This window comes from Streptomyces celluloflavus, assembly GCA_000720995.1.
GTDB lineage: Bacteria > Actinomycetota > Actinomycetes > Streptomycetales > Streptomycetaceae > Streptomyces > Streptomyces celluloflavus.
Map to the genome: position 1 here is coordinate 175,438 of JOEL01000005.1, position 15,558 is coordinate 190,995.

Here is a 15,558-nt window from a genome sequence, read left to right on the forward strand (position 1 = left end):
CGGAGTGGGCTACGGGTCCTATTCGACGGTGAGCAGAGCGGAGTCGGCGGCGCTCAGACGGATGTCCTGCGGAGTCCAGGCGACGACATCGAGGGCCGCTTCGTCCTTGCGGCCGTGGGATTTCATGAAGTCGTTGCGCGCGCGCTCCTCGGCCTGACTGGCGCCCTGGTCGAGCGAGCCCTGGCGGCGCGAATGGAGCACGACCGCCGAGACCCGCCCGATGCGCTCGCGCTCGTACGCCTTCAGCGCGGCGGGCACCTCGTCCGGGCCCGGATGGGCGCGCAGCGCGGCGGCCAGGACCACCGAGTCCTCCAGAGCCGTGTTCGCGCCCTGGCCCAGCGCCGGGACCATCGGATGGGCGGCGTCGCCGAGCAGCGCCACCCGGCCGTCCACCCAGTACGGGGCCGGGTCGCGGTCGTGGATGTCGGTGACGGCGACATCGTCCGGATCGGCCTCGCGGATCAGGCCGGCGAAGGGGGCGTGCCAGTCGGCGAGCCGCTCCAGCAGTGTGCGCAGCGCCGTCTCGCGGCCCATGGCGGGCCATTCCCCGGCCTCGGCGGTGATCTTCGCGGCCCAGTACAGGGTGCCGCCCCCGACCGGGGCGACGAAGAGCTGGATACCCCGGCCGCCGGCGACGAACGGCTGGGGGTAGAGCGCGGAGCCGGCCGTGCGGCCGCGCACGGACGTGTAACCGCGGTACCGCGGCGGGCCGTCGCCCAGCATGCGCTGCCGCACGGCGGACCTGATGCCGTCGGCCGCGATGAGGAAACCGGCGGTACGGGTGCTCCCGTCCGACAGCCGCACGCACACCGACGCGTCGTCCGCGGTGTAATCCTCGACCGCGGTGTTCAGCAGCACCGTCACCCCGGCGGCGGCCGCCTCGTCGAACAGCGCGTTCTGCAGGGCCGTGCGCAGGATGGGGATCTGGGGTGCGCCGAGCCGCGTGCCCACCTCGCCGATCGGCTCCTTGGAGAGCACGGCGCCGGTGGAGTCCATCAGCAGCCGCACCGCGTCGTCCGGGGTGACCCAGCCATCGGTGCGCACGCGCTCGCCGAGACGGGCGCCGAGGGCCCCGGCCGCCCGCACACCGTTCGCGTACAGCATCAGACCCGAGCCGACATCGTTGATACCCGGGGCCCGCTCGACGACCGTGACCTCGGTTCCGGCGCCCGCCAGGGCGACCGCGGCGGCGAGCCCGCCGATGCCGCCGCCTGCGACGACGGCGCTGCGCTTGGGGGACATCTGGTGCTCCTTGCGGGAAGGGGAGTGGAGATCAGGGGCCGGTGCAGGAGATCCGTACGGCGACCGGCGCGGGCCCGCGGTCAGCGGGGCCCGGTGGCGGACAGCCGACGCCCGTCATAGGAGCCGAAGGTCTGCGTCGCCGCGTCCCAGACCGTCTGTCCGGCGCGCAGGGTGCGCTCGATACGGCCGGTCATCGTCCAGCCCTCGTACGCGGACCAGCCGCACTTGGCCCGAACACCGCGGGCGGAGAACATCCACGTGGCGTCGGGATCGAAGAACACCAGATCCGCATCGGCGCCCGGCTCTAGGCGGCCCTTGCCCGGCAGCCCGAACAGATCGGCGGGGCCGCTGCCCAGGTACCGCACGAGGCGGGCGGCGGCCGTGTCCACGTCCTCCTCGGGCCGGCGCCGCCGCATACCGGTCCACACCGCGACCGCCAGCTCCTGCACGCCCGGCAGGCCGGGCGGGGACGCCTGGACCGTGCGGGACTTCTCCTCGACGGTGTGCGGAGCGTGGTCGGAGCCGATCGTGGCCGGCTGGCCCGCGTACACCGCCTCCCACAGCCGGTCCTGGTCCGCCTGCCGGCGGATGGAGGGCGACAGGCGGGTGCGGGCGCCCAGCCGCCGGGTGTCCTCATCGGTGAACGACAGGTGGTGGCCGGTGACTTCGAAAGTGACCGGCAGCCCGGCGGCCTGCGCCGCACACATCAGATCGGCCTCCTCCGCGCTGGACAGGTGCAGGATGTGGGCCCTGGTGCCGTGCCGGCGCACCAGCTCGATGACCTTGGCCACCGCGGCGATGCCGCCGCTGCGCGGCCTGCGGGCCTCGTACTCGCGGTAGCTGCCCGGCTCGCCCCACCATTCGTCCAGGAGGGAGAAGAGCCCGCCGTCCTCGGCGTGCAGCATCAGCTGCACCCCGCCCTCGGCGGCGGCCGCGAACGCCTCCTCCAGCACGGCCGGATCGCGCACCACCGTCGGCGCGGTGTGATGCCCGGCCATGAAGAGCTTGGCGCTGGTGGCGACGGAACGGTCCAAGGTGGCCAGCAACTTCGGGTTCTGCGGGTCCACCCCGATGTGCAAGACGTGGTCGGTCAGCGAGTGGCCCTTGACCAGATCCGCCTTCTCGGCCACGGCATGCGCGGTCAGCGTCGGCGGCACGGTGTTGGGCATGTCCATCACCGTGGTGAAGCCGCCGGTGACCGCGGCCCGGGTGCCGTGCTCCCAGTCCTCCTTGTGCGTCAGACCGGGGGTGCGGAAGTGGACGTGGGAGTCGATGAGACCCGGCAGGACGTAGTGGTCGCCGGCGTCCAGGCGGGGCACGGACGGGGCGGCGGTGTCCTCGTCCGCGACGGCGGTGATGCGCCCGCCGGAGACCAGGACGTGGCCCGCGCGGACCCCCTGCGGGGTGACCAGCTTGCGCGCGCAGACCACCAGCTCCGGCTCGGGCGCGGGGGAGTTCAGCTCTGCCATGTCAGGGCCACCAGCTCTCGGGCGAGGTCGTTCGTCGGTCCCATCAGCGCCACCGCGCGGGCGTCGGCCAGCAGCAGGTTCAGCCGCGAACTGGTCACATAGCCGGCCGAGCCGAGCATGCGGGCCACCCCGAGGCAGATCTCCTCGGCCGCCGTGGACGCGTAGAGCTTGCTGTGCAGCGTGGTCGTGCCGGGGTCGGCCGAGACGCGGGCACCGGCCCGCTCGACGATGGCGCGCGCCGACTCCAGGCGGGTCGCCAGGTCCACCAGGCGGTGGCGGACCGTCGGACGCTCGGTCAGGCCACGCCGCTCGGCGTGGTCGACGGCGAGGTCGAAGGCGGCCTGGGCGGCGCCGACGGCCACGGCGCCCAGCGTCGCACCCGAGGTGCGGACCCCGGCGATGATCTCCGGCGCCCGGCCCTCGGGGCCCAGCCGGTTCCCGTCGGGCACCACGCACCGCTCCATCGAGACGAAGCCGGTGGCCGAGCCGCGCATCCCGGCCAGGTCCAGGCTCAGGTCCGGCACCACGCCCGAGGTGTCGGCAGTGACCAGGAAGAACGTCTGCCCGGCCGCCCCGTACGTGCGGCGCGCCCCCTCATCGGGCCGCCCGGTCTGCACGAGGACGAGATAGAGGTCGGCTATGGAGACGCCGGTGGTGAAGGATTTGGCGCCGTTCAGCTCCCAGCCGCCGTCCGCGCGGCGGGTGCCGGTGCTGCTGAGGTTCTGCTTCGCCGCACCCGCACCCGTCTCGCTCCAGGCCGACGCGGCCAGATAGGTGCCGTCGGCCAGCAGCGGCAGCAGGTCCGACTTCTGCTGCTCGGTGCCCCACTCGGCGATGCGGCTGCTCACCGCGAAATGCTGGAAGGCGATGATGGCCACCGACGGGTTGACGGTCGCCAACTCCTCGACGACACGGTTGATTTCGCGGCCGTCGCCGCCCGCGCCGCCGTACCCGGCCGGGACGGCCGTGGCCGGCAGTCCCGACTTGCGGAAGTCGGTGAGGGCCTCGTGGTCGGGCTCACCGCTGCGCGCGGTCCGCTCCGCCGACTCGCGCAGCTTCGCCCGCAGGTCCGGGGTGAGACATGGCCTCACACGGAGGCCGCTGACAGTGCCAGGCATTGGGCAATCTCCTCGAATTGCAGATGGGCGAGCGGTTCGAGCACGAAGGAGCCCTGGTGGGTGACGTGCTTACGGCCGACCCCGACCCAGGTGAGCGAGGGCTGTCCGCCGATCTCGTGGGTGGCGACGGTGACCACCGTCCGGCCGCCGGGGGTGGTGATGCCCAGCGGCCCGTCGACGTGGCCCGCCTCCTCGGCGATCCGCCACGCGACGGTGCCGGGGATACGGGTCGCCGCCCCCAGGCAGACCGCCCCGGTCAGCGCGATCGTCGGGTGCCAGCCGGGCACCGAGACCGCCCGCGCCGCGATACGGCCGGATGCCTCCGGGAGGATCGCCGCGATCTTGGGGAAGGCGCCATCGGGGGACCAGCCGAGCCGGCCGGCCGCGGCCACGCGCAGCCGCGCCATCCGCGCGAACAGCTCGTCCCCGGCGGCGAACAGCTCGGTGTGGTCCCGTATCCCCAGCTCCCGTGCGTCGACGAACGTGTAGGGGTTGCCGGTGGAGACCAGCGAGACGGTGCGCGAGACGCCGTCCGACACCAGCTCGGTGCACGGCTCCGCGGTCAGCAGGAGCTCCGGCAGCGGTATGCCGACGGGCTGGACGAAGTAGACGGTGAACCGCACCTCGTTGAGGCCGGTCTCCTCCAACTCGCACACCACGCTGTCGCCGTTGTTCAGGACATTGACCCGCACCCGGCCGCCCGGCGTCAGCGCCGGCAGCATCCCGGCCCGCTCGGCCGAGACGACGGCGGAGAGGATCGAGTGCCCGCACGAGCCGCGGAAGTCGAAACGGTCGGGGCCGTCGGGCAGCGCCTGGACGAACCGGTAGTCGAGATCGAACAGCGGATGTGCGGACGGCCGCACCAGCGCGATCTTCAGAACATGGGAGCCGCCGGCCTCGGAGAGATAGCGCCGCACCTCGGTCAGCTCCCGGCGCAGCGCTCCCTCGTCCGCCGACAGCCGGCGCGCGTCGAGCACGACCGTCGGGCACGGGCTCCCCGTCGCGTACGCAAGATGTCCGATCACGCCGCTACCGCCGTGGGTTCGGACCGGCGCGCCGGCCTGCGGAACAGCTCCCGCCACACCTCGTGCACCAGCAGCGCCCACAGGGTCAGGGACGTGGTGTCGTCGGGCGTGTCGGCCTGCGCGGCGAAGAGCGCGGCGACCGCGGCCGCATCGAGCTGGCCGCCGTCCTTCAGCCGCGCGGCGGCGAGCATGTCCCGGGCGTACTCCCACAGCCGGGTACCGGGCGCCAGCATGGCCGTGACGGGCAGGGTGAAGGGCTGCTTGGGACGGTTGAGCACCGTATCGGGCACCAGCCCGGAGGCGGCCGCGTACAGCGTCCGCTTCACGCCCCCGCCCCGGATGCGCAGCGCGTCGGGCAGGCCCCGGCCCGGGGCGATGATGCTGCGCTGGCAGAACGGCAGCCGGGCCTCGACGGAGCTGGCCATGCTCAGGTGGTCCACCCGGCGCAGGTGGTAGGCGGGCAGCCGGTGGCCCAGCTCGAACGCGCTGATCCGCTCCAGGACCGTCCCCGCACCCTCGCGCAGCCGCTCCAGGACGTCGGCGGGGAGGGGCGGCACATCCTCGACGAACGCGCGGTAGGCATCGGTGTAGAGGCCGTGGCGGCGGTGGGCGGGGAGGACGCCCAGCGCGTCCAGGTAGTCCCCGTACCACGCCTGGCCGGACCCGGCGGCCCCGGCGGCCGCGCGCATCCGTCCGTAGCCGCCGAAGACCTCGTCGGCGGCGTCGCCGGTCAGCGCGACCTTGAAGCCCGCGTCGCGGACGGCGGCGAAGAGCGCGTGGGTGCTCAGCGTGATGGGGTCGGCGTTCGGCTGGCCCAGATGCCAGACGACGTCCTCCAGCAGACCGGGGAAGCCGGCCGGGTCGATCTCGACCTGGTGGTGCGTGGTGCCCGCGCGCTCGGCCGCCTCGCGGGCGAAGTGCCGCTCATCGAAGGGCCAGTCGCCGCCGTAGGCGATGTTGAAGGAGTGCACCGGCCCGTGCTCGGCGGCCAGGGAGGTCACCAGGCTGGAGTCCAGGCCGCCGGAGGTGATGACGGCGACCGGCACATCGGCGACGAGCAGCCGGCCGACCTCCTCACGCAGCCGCTCGCGCACCAGGGCGCCGGCCTCCTCGGCGCCGGTGAAGCCGTGGTCCTCGGGCTGCTGGGGGCGGTGCACGGTGCGCGGGGTCTCGCCGAGCTCGCAGGTCATGGTGGTGGACGGCGGCAGGACCCGGACACCGTCGAAGAACGTCTGCTCGCCGAAGGGCGTCTTGGTGGCCAGATAGGCGTCCAGCCCGGCGTCCCAGATGCCGTCGGACATCCCGCCGAAGCCGAGCAGCGCCGACAGCTCGGAGGAGAAGTGCAGCGAGCGGCCGGCCGCGTCCCAGCGGTAGTACAGCGGCTTCATGCCGATGTGGTCGGTGGCCAGCAGCAGCCGGGGCCGTTCGCCGCGCAGGTCCACCACGGCGACGGCGTACATCCCGTCGAGGTGGTCGACGAAGCCGGCACCGTACTCGGCGTACAGGGCCGGGAGGACGCCGCCGTCACAGCGATCGGGGAAGACGTGCCCCAGCCCCCGCAGGCGGGCGCGGAGCGCGTCGTGGTTGTAGATCTCGCCGTTGAAGACGACCCGGATGCGGCCGCCGTCACTCTCGTACGGCTGCTGCCCGCCGTCCAGGTCGACGATGGCGAGGCGGTTGCTGCCGATGCCCCAGCCGGCACCCCGGGCCGAACCGCTGGCGTCCGGGCCTCCGTGCCGTTGCAGCGCGGAGGCTGTTCTGAGGTCGTTGGGGGAGGCTGTCGCGTTGAAGTAGCCGAAGATGCGGCACATATGGGCTATCCGTTCCGGTGACAAACGTGGGTTTCACTCGGTCGACAGCGACAGATACCGTTCGCCGGTGTCGGGGAAGACGGTGACGATCGTCGAGCCCGCCCAGCGCTCCCGCCGGGCCAGCAGGCGCGCGGCGTACGCGGCGGCGCCCGAGGAGATGCCGGTCAGCAGACCGGTGGCGCGGTTGACCTCGCGGGTGGTGCCGGCGGCGGCCTCGTCCGGGACGGCGATGGCCTCGTCGATCAGATCGAGGTCCATGATCTCGGAGACGTAGCCGGCACCGATGCCGGGAATGCCGTGCGGCCCCGGCGCCCCGCCGTTGAGGATCGCGGCACGGGCCGGCTCGACCGCCACCACGTGCACGTCCCGGCGCTCCTTGAGGTAGCGGGCCACACCGGTGAGCGTGCCGCCGGTGCCCACGCCGCACACCAGCACGTCGACCTGCCCGCCGGTGGCCGCCCAGATCTCGGGCCCGGTCGTCTCGTAGTGGGCACGCAGATTCTCCGGGTTCTCGTCCTGGTGGGCGAGCCAGGAACCGGGGATGCTGCGCTGGAGCTCCTCGGCGTGACGCCAGGCGGCCGGCAGCCCGTCCTCGTGCGGGACGAGGACGACCTCGGCGCCGAACTCCCGCAGGATCTGACGGCGTTCCTCGGTGGCGTTGTCAGGCATCACGATGATGCAGCGGTGGCCGCGCCGGGCGCTGAGCGCGGCCAGGGAGATGCCGGTGCTGCCGGAGGAGCACTCGATGACCGTGCCGCCCCGCGCGGGCAGCGCCCCGCAGACCTCCGCCTGGCGCATCATGTACAGCGCCGGGCGGTCCTTGACGTTCAGCAGCGGGTTGAACATCTCCAGCTTGGCCAGCAGCCGGACGGAGTCCGGGAGGTGCGCGAGCCGGATCTCCATGAGCGGAGTGTTGCCGACCAGTTCTTCGATCGACCGGACGATCCGGCCGGCGGCGGGGGCGATGGGGGCGGTCGCTGTTTTCAAAGGTCCCACTTTCGTCGAATTCCTCGCGTCCGTCGCGGCGTTGTGGCGTCGCGGCGGCCGGGGCACTGGAAGGCCGGGGCCGGGGGAGTGCCCCGGGGCGGGGCGGCGCGGGCCGCCGTGCCGCTCAGGCCCGGACGGCCCCGCCCCGGGCGGCACCGAGGTGGTCGGCCGCGATCTGCTGGAGGTGGGTGATGTCGCTGGAGACCGTGGCGAAGGTGAAGTTCTCGCCCAGGCGCTCGGCCGCGGCGTCACCGGTCAGGCAATGGATGCCGCAGGCGATGCCCGCGCGCTCGGCCGCCTCGCTCACCCGCCGCAGCGCGTCCTCCAGGTCCTTCGCCACATCCGGGTCCCCGAAGTAGCGGGCGCCCAGGGCCACGGACAGATCGGCGGGACCGACGTAGACCGCGTCCAGCTCCGGCGTGGCACAGATCGCCTCCAGGTTCTCCAGCGCCGCGGCCGTCTCGATCATCACGATGCAGGCGACGGCCTCGTCGACCTCGTCCGGCACCGACCCCAGCCGCACCTCGCCGCGGACCGGACCGCCCAGGCTGCGGGTGCCCTTGGGCTGGTGGCGGCAGGCGCGGGCGGCGACGGCGGCCTCCTCGGCGGTGCCGACCATCGGCACGATCACACCGCGGGCCCCGGTGTCCAGGGCCATGCCGATGGCGATCGGGTCGACGGAGGGGACCCGCAGGACGCCCGCGGAGCGCTGCCGGGAGTCCACCGCCAGCAGCGCCGACTGCCAGCCCGCCTGGTGCAGGATGCCGTGCTGGCCGTCGATGCCGATGTAGTCGTAGCCCAGGCCCGCGATGCGCTCGGTGCCCGTGGGGTTGTCGCAGGCGATCCAGTAGCCGACCATCCGCTCGCGGCGGCGCAGCCGCGCGGTGAACGCGGCGGGTCCCTGGGGCTGTCGGCCCGTGCCGGGCGCGGTGGCGCTCACTCGCCCTCCTCGATGACGTAGCTGGACTTGCCGTCCAGGCCGACCGGCACGTCGCCGGTGATGGAGACGCGGTGCAGGACGCGCTGGTGGCTGTCGTAGTCGTCGACGCCGTAGTGCTGGGCGCTGCGGTTGTCGAAGATCAGGACGTCCCCGGGGCGCCAGGTCCAGCGGGCGGTGTTCTCCGGGCGGAGCACATACGCCTGGAGGACGTCGATGAGGGGCCGGGACTCGCGCAGCTCCATACCGACCAGGCGCTGGGCGAAGCCGCCCAGGAGAAGACTGGGCTCACCGGACTCGGGGTGGACGCGCACGACCGGGTGCGCGGTCTCGAACCGCTTGGCCAGGAACGCCTTGCGCACCTGCTCGCCGCGCTCGGTACCCAGGCGGGGCTGCTCGGCGTGGTTGGTGTGCACTGCCCACAACCTGTCGGCGATCTCCCGCAGTTCGGCCGGGAGATCCTTGTACCCGGCGGCGGCGTTGGCGACCAGCGTGTCCCCGCCGTACGGGGGCAGGGTGACACTGCGCAGAGTGGTGCCCAGGGACGGGGCCCGGGTGAAGCTGATGTCGACGTGCCAGTGGTTGGCGCGCTGATCCGCGCCGTCGACCGGGATGACCTGCACCGCGCCGTCGACCGTGCGCATCATCGGGTGCTTCTGCGTCAGCGGCCCGAAGCGGCCGGCGAAGGCCAACTGGTCCGCGTCGTCGATGTCCTGGTCCCGGAAGAAGAGCACCTTGTGCTCCAGGAAAGCCTCGTGGATCTGGGACCACACCGAGTCCGGCAACTCGCTGCTCAGGTCGGCGCCGAGCACCTCGGCACCGATCCTGCCGCCGGTCTTGCGTATATCGAAGTGGGACACCGTGCATTCCTTTCCTGGCACGCCGGGCCCAAGGCATCCCGCGCCATTCGGCGTCAGGGATCCCTCGTTACGCCCGCGTTGGCGGAAATCCGGGATATGCGTGCACTGCCTCGCTGGAGCGCGGACCGGCAGGCCGCTGAGATGGAGGGAAGCCAAGCACGGGCGGTTCGGCCGTGGCAAGGAGATCCGGCCACGGCCGCGGCGACTTCAGGAACTTGCCACATCTGTCACAGCACTCCGCCAAGTCCCCGAAATCGCAAGCACCCTGGAGCCCGTTGTTGTCCGGGAATACCCCGGCGTGATTGGCTCCGCGAGTCTGTGCGGAGCACGCTAGGAAAGGGTTGAAGAAATGGCCAGGATTGCCCTGATCTCCGGTAGCCTGCGCGCGGAGTCCTCGAACTCCGCGGTGGTCGCCACGATCCGGAAGATCATCGAGGGGCGGGCCGGCGGCCACGAGGCCACCGTCGTGCCGCTGCACGACTTCCCGCCGTTCGACCAGGACGTGGAGCGCGCGGGCCACCCCGCGCCCCTGGAGTCCGCCCGCGGCCAGGTGTCCGGTGCCGACGCCCTGATCGTCTGTTCCCCCGCCTACAACGGCTACCCCCCGGGCGTGCTGAAGAACGCGCTGGACTGGCTCTCCCGCCCCGGCGGCGAGAGCCCGCTGACCGACCTGCCGACGGCGGTCCTGAGCGCCTCCCCGGGCCAGGCCGGCGGCGCGAACGTACAGCCGCACGTGCGCCGGATACTCGCCAACTGCGGTGCCGCCGCCGTGGAGTGCGACGAGGTCGCCGTGGGCGACGCGATCAGCCTGCGCACCTCCGAGGGCCTCATCGAGGACCCCGCCACCGTGAGCAGGCTGGAGAAGCTGGTCGACGCGGTCCTCGCGGCGGCGGCGCGCTGACACCGTCCCGCCGAACCACCACCGCACGCCGCCGCGTCTCCTTCGGCGCCCTGTCCACCGACGCGGCCCCCGACGGCCCGCGCGGCCGCTGCCCGGCGGTCCGCCACACGTCCTGGCCGGCCGCGAAAACGGCCGCACCGGGCCTGTTCACCGCACTGCCGGTGCCGTCCCCGACAGCCACCCGGCTGCTGCCGGCCGGCGGTGCACCCCTCGGGCGCCCGCCCTTCGTCCGGCCGGAGCCGCACCTGCCCCGCCCCCCGCACCTGCCCACGGCGCGCGAGGGCGCCGGGCGGGAGCCCAGCACGGACGGCGGCCACGACCCGGGCGACGCGGACACACCACATGCCACGGCCATCCGTAGCAGGAGGAGTTGAAGCCATGCACACCGTCCCCGGACTGCTGCGCACGATGCGCGAGGACCTCGACGTGGTCATCGAGCGCGACCCGTCCATCAGCACCCGCCGCGAGGGCGTCCTGCACCCCGCGCTGCCCGCCCTGTGGGCCCACCGCGTCGCCCACCGCCTGCACCGCCGCGGCCGCCGCATGAGCGCCCGGGTCATCGCCTACTTCGCCCGCCGCCACACCGGCGTGGAGATCCACCCCGGCGCGCGGATCGGTCGCCGCGTCTTCATCGACCACGGCTCGTCGGTCGTCATCGGCGAGACGGCGGTGGTCGGCGACGACGTCACCCTCTTCCACCAGGTCACGCTCGGTGCCGTCGGCTGGTGGAACGACAACCACCGCGCCCCGGGCGAGCGGCGGCACCCCGTCGTCGGCAACGGCGTCGTCCTGGGGGCCAACGCGACGGTGCTGGGGCCGGTGACCATCGGTGACGGCGCGCTGATCGGCTCGATGGCCACGGTGACCAAGGACATCCCGCCCGGCAGCCGGGTCTACGCACCCGCGTCCGTGGTCAAGAGCGTGGGCGGCTCCGCCGGGCCGGCCGGCGACCCCGTACGGCTCCTCGCCTCGACCGGCTCGTGGTGATCCCCCCGCCCCGCTGAGCCGAGCCACCGCCCCCGCCCCGGCACCCCGGCCGGGCGCACCGCCTCGCCCCGCCGTCCTCCCCGCCTCTTCCGTCGCGCAGTACGCGTACAACTGACAGGAGTTCACTCATGGTTGCTCGTACCGCCGAGTGCCGGATCGCGGACGGTCTGGAGGACTTGATCGGCAACACCCCCCTGGTGCGGCTGCATCTGGAGGGCGCCCACCCGGACGTGGAGGTGCTGGCCAAGCTGGAGTCGGTCAACCCCTTCTCCAGCAGCAAGGACCGCTCGGCCCTGCACATGATGCGGGGCGCGGAGGCGCGCGGCGAACTCGTCCCCGGCGGCACGGTCGTGGAGTCCACCTCCGGCAACACCGGCGTCGCGCTGGCCGCCCTCGCCGCCGCCCGCGGCTACCGCTGCGTCATCGTCCTGCCCGACAACGCCATGCCCGAACGGATCGGGCTGCTGCGCGCGCTGGGCACCGAGGTCGTCCAGACCCCCAGCGAGGACGGCTTCCAGGGCGCCATCGACAAGGCCGAGGAGATCAACGCCCGCACGGCCGGCTCGTGGTACGCCCGCCAGCACGAGAACGACGACAACGTGCTGGCCCACTACGAGACGACGGGCCCGGAGATCTGGGCCGACACCGCCGGGACCGTGGACGTCCTGGTCGCCGGCGTCGGCACCGGCGGCACCCTCACCGGCACCGCCCGCTACCTCAAGGAGCGCAACCCCGCCCTGGAGGCGGTGGCCGTCGAGCCGGAGTCCTCGCCCGTTCTCTCCCGCGGCTACGGCGGACTGCACCGCATCCCCGGCCTGAACGGCGGCTTCGTCGCCGCCACCACCGACCGCACGCTCATCGACCACGTCTTCACCTGCAGCGACGAGGACGCCGTCCGGGCCGCCAAGTCCCTGGCCGCCCGGCAGGGCCTGTTCGTCGGGGTCTCCTCGGGCGCAGCGGTCCACGGCGCCGCCCGGCTGGCCCGCCTGCCCCAGTACGCGGGGCGGACGATCGTGACCGTCCTGCCCGACACCGGCGAGCGCTACGTCAGCCTCTGGAACGAGGGGGCCGCCCCGTGACCGCGCCGCTCCCGCACCGCGGCGCCTTCCACGCCAACGCCTGTTCGGCCGCCCCGCGAACGCGGGTACCGGCGAAGGCCGTTCCGGACATAACATAGAGGTCATTCTTTTTGTACTATTCAGAGATCGAGGACCAGCACGTGGCACGCCAAAGGCAGGAACGGGCAGTCCGGACACGCGATGCACTCATCCAGGCAGCCGCCGAGACTTTCGACGAGAACGGCTTCTCCGGGGCGGGTATCAACAGGATCCTCGAACGCGCCGGAGTCACACCGGGGGCCATGTACTTCCACTTCAAATCGAAGGAGGACCTGGCCAGAGCGGTCATCGTGGAGCAGGCGGCCGCGCTGCGTCTGCCCGAACAGCCCAGCGGCATCCAGCAGTTGGTGAACCTGACCCTCTACCTCGCCGGAGAAATGCAGCGCAATGTGCGCTTCCGGGCCGGTGTGCGGCTGGCGGTCGATCAAACCGAAGGCGGGGTACAGGACTTCACGGTGTACGAATGGTGGGGCGAGAAATTCCGGCAGGAGCTCCTCGCCGCCCGCGCCCGGGACGAACTCCTGGAGGACGTCGACGAGGCGGAGTGCGCACGGGTCCTGGTGGCCGCCTACACCGGGACCCAGCTGATGTCCCAGCTCTCCACCGGCCGGGCGGATCTTCCCCAGCAGATCGTCGCGATGTGGCGCTACCTGCTGCCCGGCATCGCCCGCCCGCGGACGGTCTCCCGGGTGACGGTCGATGCCGCCCTCAGCGTGGCCGCATGACCACGTGGCAGGTGGCGCTCACCGGCGCCACCGGCTTCATCGGGTCGGCGGTCCTGAAGACACTGCTCGAAACACCCCGGGCGGGCAGGGACATCACCGTGCGGGCACTGGCCCGCACACCACCCACGGGCCCAGCCGTACCGGGCCTGGAATGGATCCTCGGCGACCTGACCGCCGCGGAGTCCTTACCCGCGCTGGTCGCCGGGTCGGACGTACTGATCCACCTGGCGTCGTACATCGGCGGCGACGAGGACCGCTGCACGCAGGTCAACGTCCACGGCTGCGCGGCACTCATGGCCGAGGCGAGGCGCGCCGGGGTGCAACGGATCATCCATCTGTCCACGGCGGCGGTATACGGGATGGGGCCCCACCGGGGGATCGCGGTGAACGAGGTGGCGCCCGCACCGGTTTCGCCTTCCAGCAGGACCCGGTGGGAAGGCGAAGGAAAGGCTCTGGCCGCCGGTGGGACCGTCCTGCGGCCCGGCCTGGTTCTGGGGAGAGGCGACCGGTGGGTGGTGCCCGCCTACGCGGAATTGCTGGAGAGGGTTCCGGCGCGCTGGGACGACGGGCGCGGCCTCCTGTCGCTCGTGGACGTCGGTGACCTGGCGCGGCTGATCACGGCCCTCGCGTATCTGACGGAGCCGCCCCGCGGGATTTTCCATGCCGGCCATCCGGTTCCGGTCAGCAACGGCGAGCTGCTGGCGGCGCTGGCCGCACACAAGGTGCTGCCGTCGCCCGGCAGGGAGAACTGGTCCTGGCAGACCTGCCTCGAACAACTGCGGAAACACCCGGGCAAGATGAGCGAGCGCCAGTTCTCGCTGCTCGCACGCGATCACTGGTACCGCAGCGATTCGATCTGGGAGGCGGCCGGCTGCCCCGCGGGCCCCGGCGCGCTCTCCCGGCTCGGGGAAGCCGCCGAATGGTACCGGGCCCACCTCGCCACGCCACCCGCCCGCTGAGGCCGCACGGCAGGCCGTCCGGGACGCACCCGGCGACGCGAGCGACTCACGTCAGGGCTCCGGTGCGCACCCGCACCGGAGCCCTGACCGTTGCCGTTCCGCCGTCGTGGCACCGGAAGACGACGGGAAGTCCGCCACAAGCGCCGCACCGCCGATCACGCACGAGCGGACGGGCGGCGGGACACGGACAGCAGGCATGCCTGATCCCTGCCGCCAACGGGGTGAGCCCCGCCGCCCCGACGGCCGCTCAGCCATCGCGGGCGCCCGCCGGCCCCTCAGGTCCGCACGGAGTGCTCGGCCGTGATCAGGGCCGAGAAGACCTCTCGGCCGAACTGACGGGCGACCACCTGCACCGCGAGACGCCCCATCAGCTCGTTGCCGAGGGCGGATGTCTCGATCCAGCACGGGGCGTCGAGTTCCGCATAGTGCGAGAAGGCGCAGTCCATTCCCGTGAGCACCACATCGTGCGGATGGGCGACCGCGTGCGTCGCCTGGCGTGCGGCCTCCAGCAGGAGCATGCCCGGCGCGTGATCGACCGGATGGTCGAAGAGGACCGGGTGGGCCAGGTCGACGCGGAGTTGGGACACCTGCGCCGTGTTCGTCGGAGAGAGGACGACATCCCGGAACCGGCTGCGCTGCACTTGTTTCGGGGATATCGGCGGGGCCAGCGGAATGGTCCGCGACATCGCGGCCTCAAGATCGGCGTACTCCCCGCGAAGGCGCTGATAGATGGCCGGAGGCTGGTTGGTGAACCGCGCATGGGCCACCCCCATGCAGGCGCCGTCGCGCATCAGGCGCACCTGCATCGTCATGGCGGCGAGCCTGCTGCCGCGGCGCCGTACATCGGAGCAGGAGACGTCCAGCTCGATGGTGGCCGGCCCTTCGTCGGCGGACAGCGCGTCGGGGTGGAGGGCGCAGGCGAAGTGATCCCAGATCTGCCGGTGCCCCTGCGGCACGCCGTAGGCGCCGTGGCACAGTAACGGGATCGCCTGGCGCACCGATTCGGCAGCGAGCAGGGGGTCGCGGGCCCCCGCCACCGGTACGTAGAAACTGTGCTGCTCCGGCCATGAGGCCGTGACGACGAAGTGATCCTCGGCTTCTTGACGCCAGCCGGTGAGCAGGACCTCGTCGGGCGCCGTCTTGTGCACCAGTTCCCGGGGCACCCGGCTGAACAGAGCGGTGCCGGACGCAGCGTCACGGCGTGCGGAATCGGACATGCCCTTGCTTCCCCCTTAGGCAAATCACTCGCGGCGCGCCCTCGGCCCCCGTGGGCGAGTGACCTGACCGCCGCGCCAATAACATAGAGGGTGTTCTTTTTGTTTGTCGAGAAGGTGGCAGCACCGCCTCTGGCGGAGCCGAAGTGCGAACGTGTGGCGCGCAGTTGGGCGGAACGGCACCTCGCGGGCATTCATGCTGCTG

Annotated in this window: 14 protein-coding genes; 5 read left to right on the forward strand and 9 right to left on the reverse strand. The window is 72.6% G+C overall.

What is annotated here, in order from left to right; all coding sequences use genetic code 11:
• Window positions 1-18: 18 nt before the first annotated feature.
• The 8 genes from IH09_RS07455 to IH09_RS07490 form a co-directional block, all read right to left on the reverse strand.
• The gene (locus IH09_RS07455; RefSeq protein ID WP_240151051.1) at window positions 19-1,242 is read right to left on the reverse strand and encodes an FAD-dependent oxidoreductase; all 1,224 of its coding nucleotides are present in this window, start codon (window positions 1,240-1,242) and stop codon (window positions 19-21) included.
• Window positions 1,243-1,322: 80 nt separating this feature from the next.
• Window positions 1,323-2,711 (reverse strand): dihydroorotase, encoded by a 1,389-nt coding sequence (locus tag IH09_RS07460; protein ID WP_052855294.1) that lies wholly within the window; start codon window positions 2,709-2,711, stop codon window positions 1,323-1,325.
• Complete coding sequence (locus tag IH09_RS07465) at window positions 2,699-3,829, reverse strand: acyl-CoA dehydrogenase family protein (protein WP_172450379.1); 1,131 nt, start codon at window positions 3,827-3,829, stop codon at window positions 2,699-2,701. The genes IH09_RS07460 and IH09_RS07465 overlap by 13 nt, the downstream gene beginning before the upstream one ends.
• The gene (locus tag IH09_RS07470; protein ID WP_052855343.1) at window positions 3,799-4,854 is read right to left on the reverse strand and encodes a PrpF domain-containing protein; all 1,056 of its coding nucleotides are present in this window, start codon (window positions 4,852-4,854) and stop codon (window positions 3,799-3,801) included. Before IH09_RS07470 ends, IH09_RS07465 begins: the two co-directional genes overlap by 31 nt.
• Window positions 4,851-6,665 (reverse strand): asparagine synthase (glutamine-hydrolyzing), encoded by a 1,815-nt coding sequence (gene asnB, locus IH09_RS07475; RefSeq protein ID WP_052855295.1) that lies wholly within the window; start codon window positions 6,663-6,665, stop codon window positions 4,851-4,853. Before asnB ends, IH09_RS07470 begins: the two co-directional genes overlap by 4 nt.
• A gap of 33 nt (window positions 6,666-6,698) precedes the next feature.
• Complete coding sequence (locus tag IH09_RS07480; protein WP_240151052.1) at window positions 6,699-7,652, reverse strand: PLP-dependent cysteine synthase family protein; 954 nt, start codon at window positions 7,650-7,652, stop codon at window positions 6,699-6,701.
• 124 nt (window positions 7,653-7,776) lie between these two features.
• On the reverse strand, window positions 7,777-8,592 hold the full coding sequence (locus tag IH09_RS07485) for an HpcH/HpaI aldolase family protein (protein WP_318279404.1): 816 nt from the start codon (window positions 8,590-8,592) through the stop codon (window positions 7,777-7,779).
• The gene (locus tag IH09_RS07490) at window positions 8,589-9,449 is read right to left on the reverse strand and encodes a TauD/TfdA dioxygenase family protein (RefSeq protein ID WP_052855297.1); all 861 of its coding nucleotides are present in this window, start codon (window positions 9,447-9,449) and stop codon (window positions 8,589-8,591) included. The genes IH09_RS07485 and IH09_RS07490 overlap by 4 nt, the downstream gene beginning before the upstream one ends.
• Before the next feature lie 349 nt (window positions 9,450-9,798).
• Between IH09_RS07490 and IH09_RS07495 the strand changes: the two genes are divergently transcribed.
• From IH09_RS07495 to IH09_RS07515, 5 genes are all read left to right on the forward strand, one after another.
• Window positions 9,799-10,350 (forward strand): NADPH-dependent FMN reductase, encoded by a 552-nt coding sequence (locus IH09_RS07495; RefSeq protein WP_052855298.1) that lies wholly within the window; start codon window positions 9,799-9,801, stop codon window positions 10,348-10,350.
• Window positions 10,351-10,728: 378 nt separating this feature from the next.
• Window positions 10,729-11,337 carry a serine O-acetyltransferase EpsC gene (epsC, locus tag IH09_RS07500; protein WP_052855299.1) on the forward strand — a complete coding sequence of 203 codons (609 nt, stop codon included), beginning with the start codon at window positions 10,729-10,731 and terminating at the stop codon, window positions 11,335-11,337.
• Window positions 11,338-11,465: 128 nt separating this feature from the next.
• A complete protein-coding gene (locus IH09_RS07505; protein WP_052855300.1) occupies window positions 11,466-12,416 on the forward strand; it encodes a PLP-dependent cysteine synthase family protein in 951 nt (316 codons plus the stop codon).
• A gap of 140 nt (window positions 12,417-12,556) precedes the next feature.
• On the forward strand, window positions 12,557-13,180 hold the full coding sequence (locus IH09_RS07510) for a ScbR family autoregulator-binding transcription factor (protein ID WP_052855301.1): 624 nt from the start codon (window positions 12,557-12,559) through the stop codon (window positions 13,178-13,180).
• Window positions 13,177-14,139 carry an NAD-dependent epimerase/dehydratase family protein gene (locus IH09_RS07515; RefSeq protein ID WP_052855302.1) on the forward strand — a complete coding sequence of 321 codons (963 nt, stop codon included), beginning with the start codon at window positions 13,177-13,179 and terminating at the stop codon, window positions 14,137-14,139. Before IH09_RS07510 ends, IH09_RS07515 begins: the two co-directional genes overlap by 4 nt.
• 275 nt (window positions 14,140-14,414) lie before the next feature.
• Here IH09_RS07515 and IH09_RS07520 read toward each other — a convergent pair whose 3' ends face one another.
• Window positions 14,415-15,356: a ScbA/BarX family gamma-butyrolactone biosynthesis protein gene (locus IH09_RS07520; RefSeq protein ID WP_052855303.1), complete on the reverse strand. Its 942-nt coding sequence runs from the start codon at window positions 15,354-15,356 to the stop codon at window positions 14,415-14,417.
• Window positions 15,357-15,558: the final 202 nt, after the last annotated feature.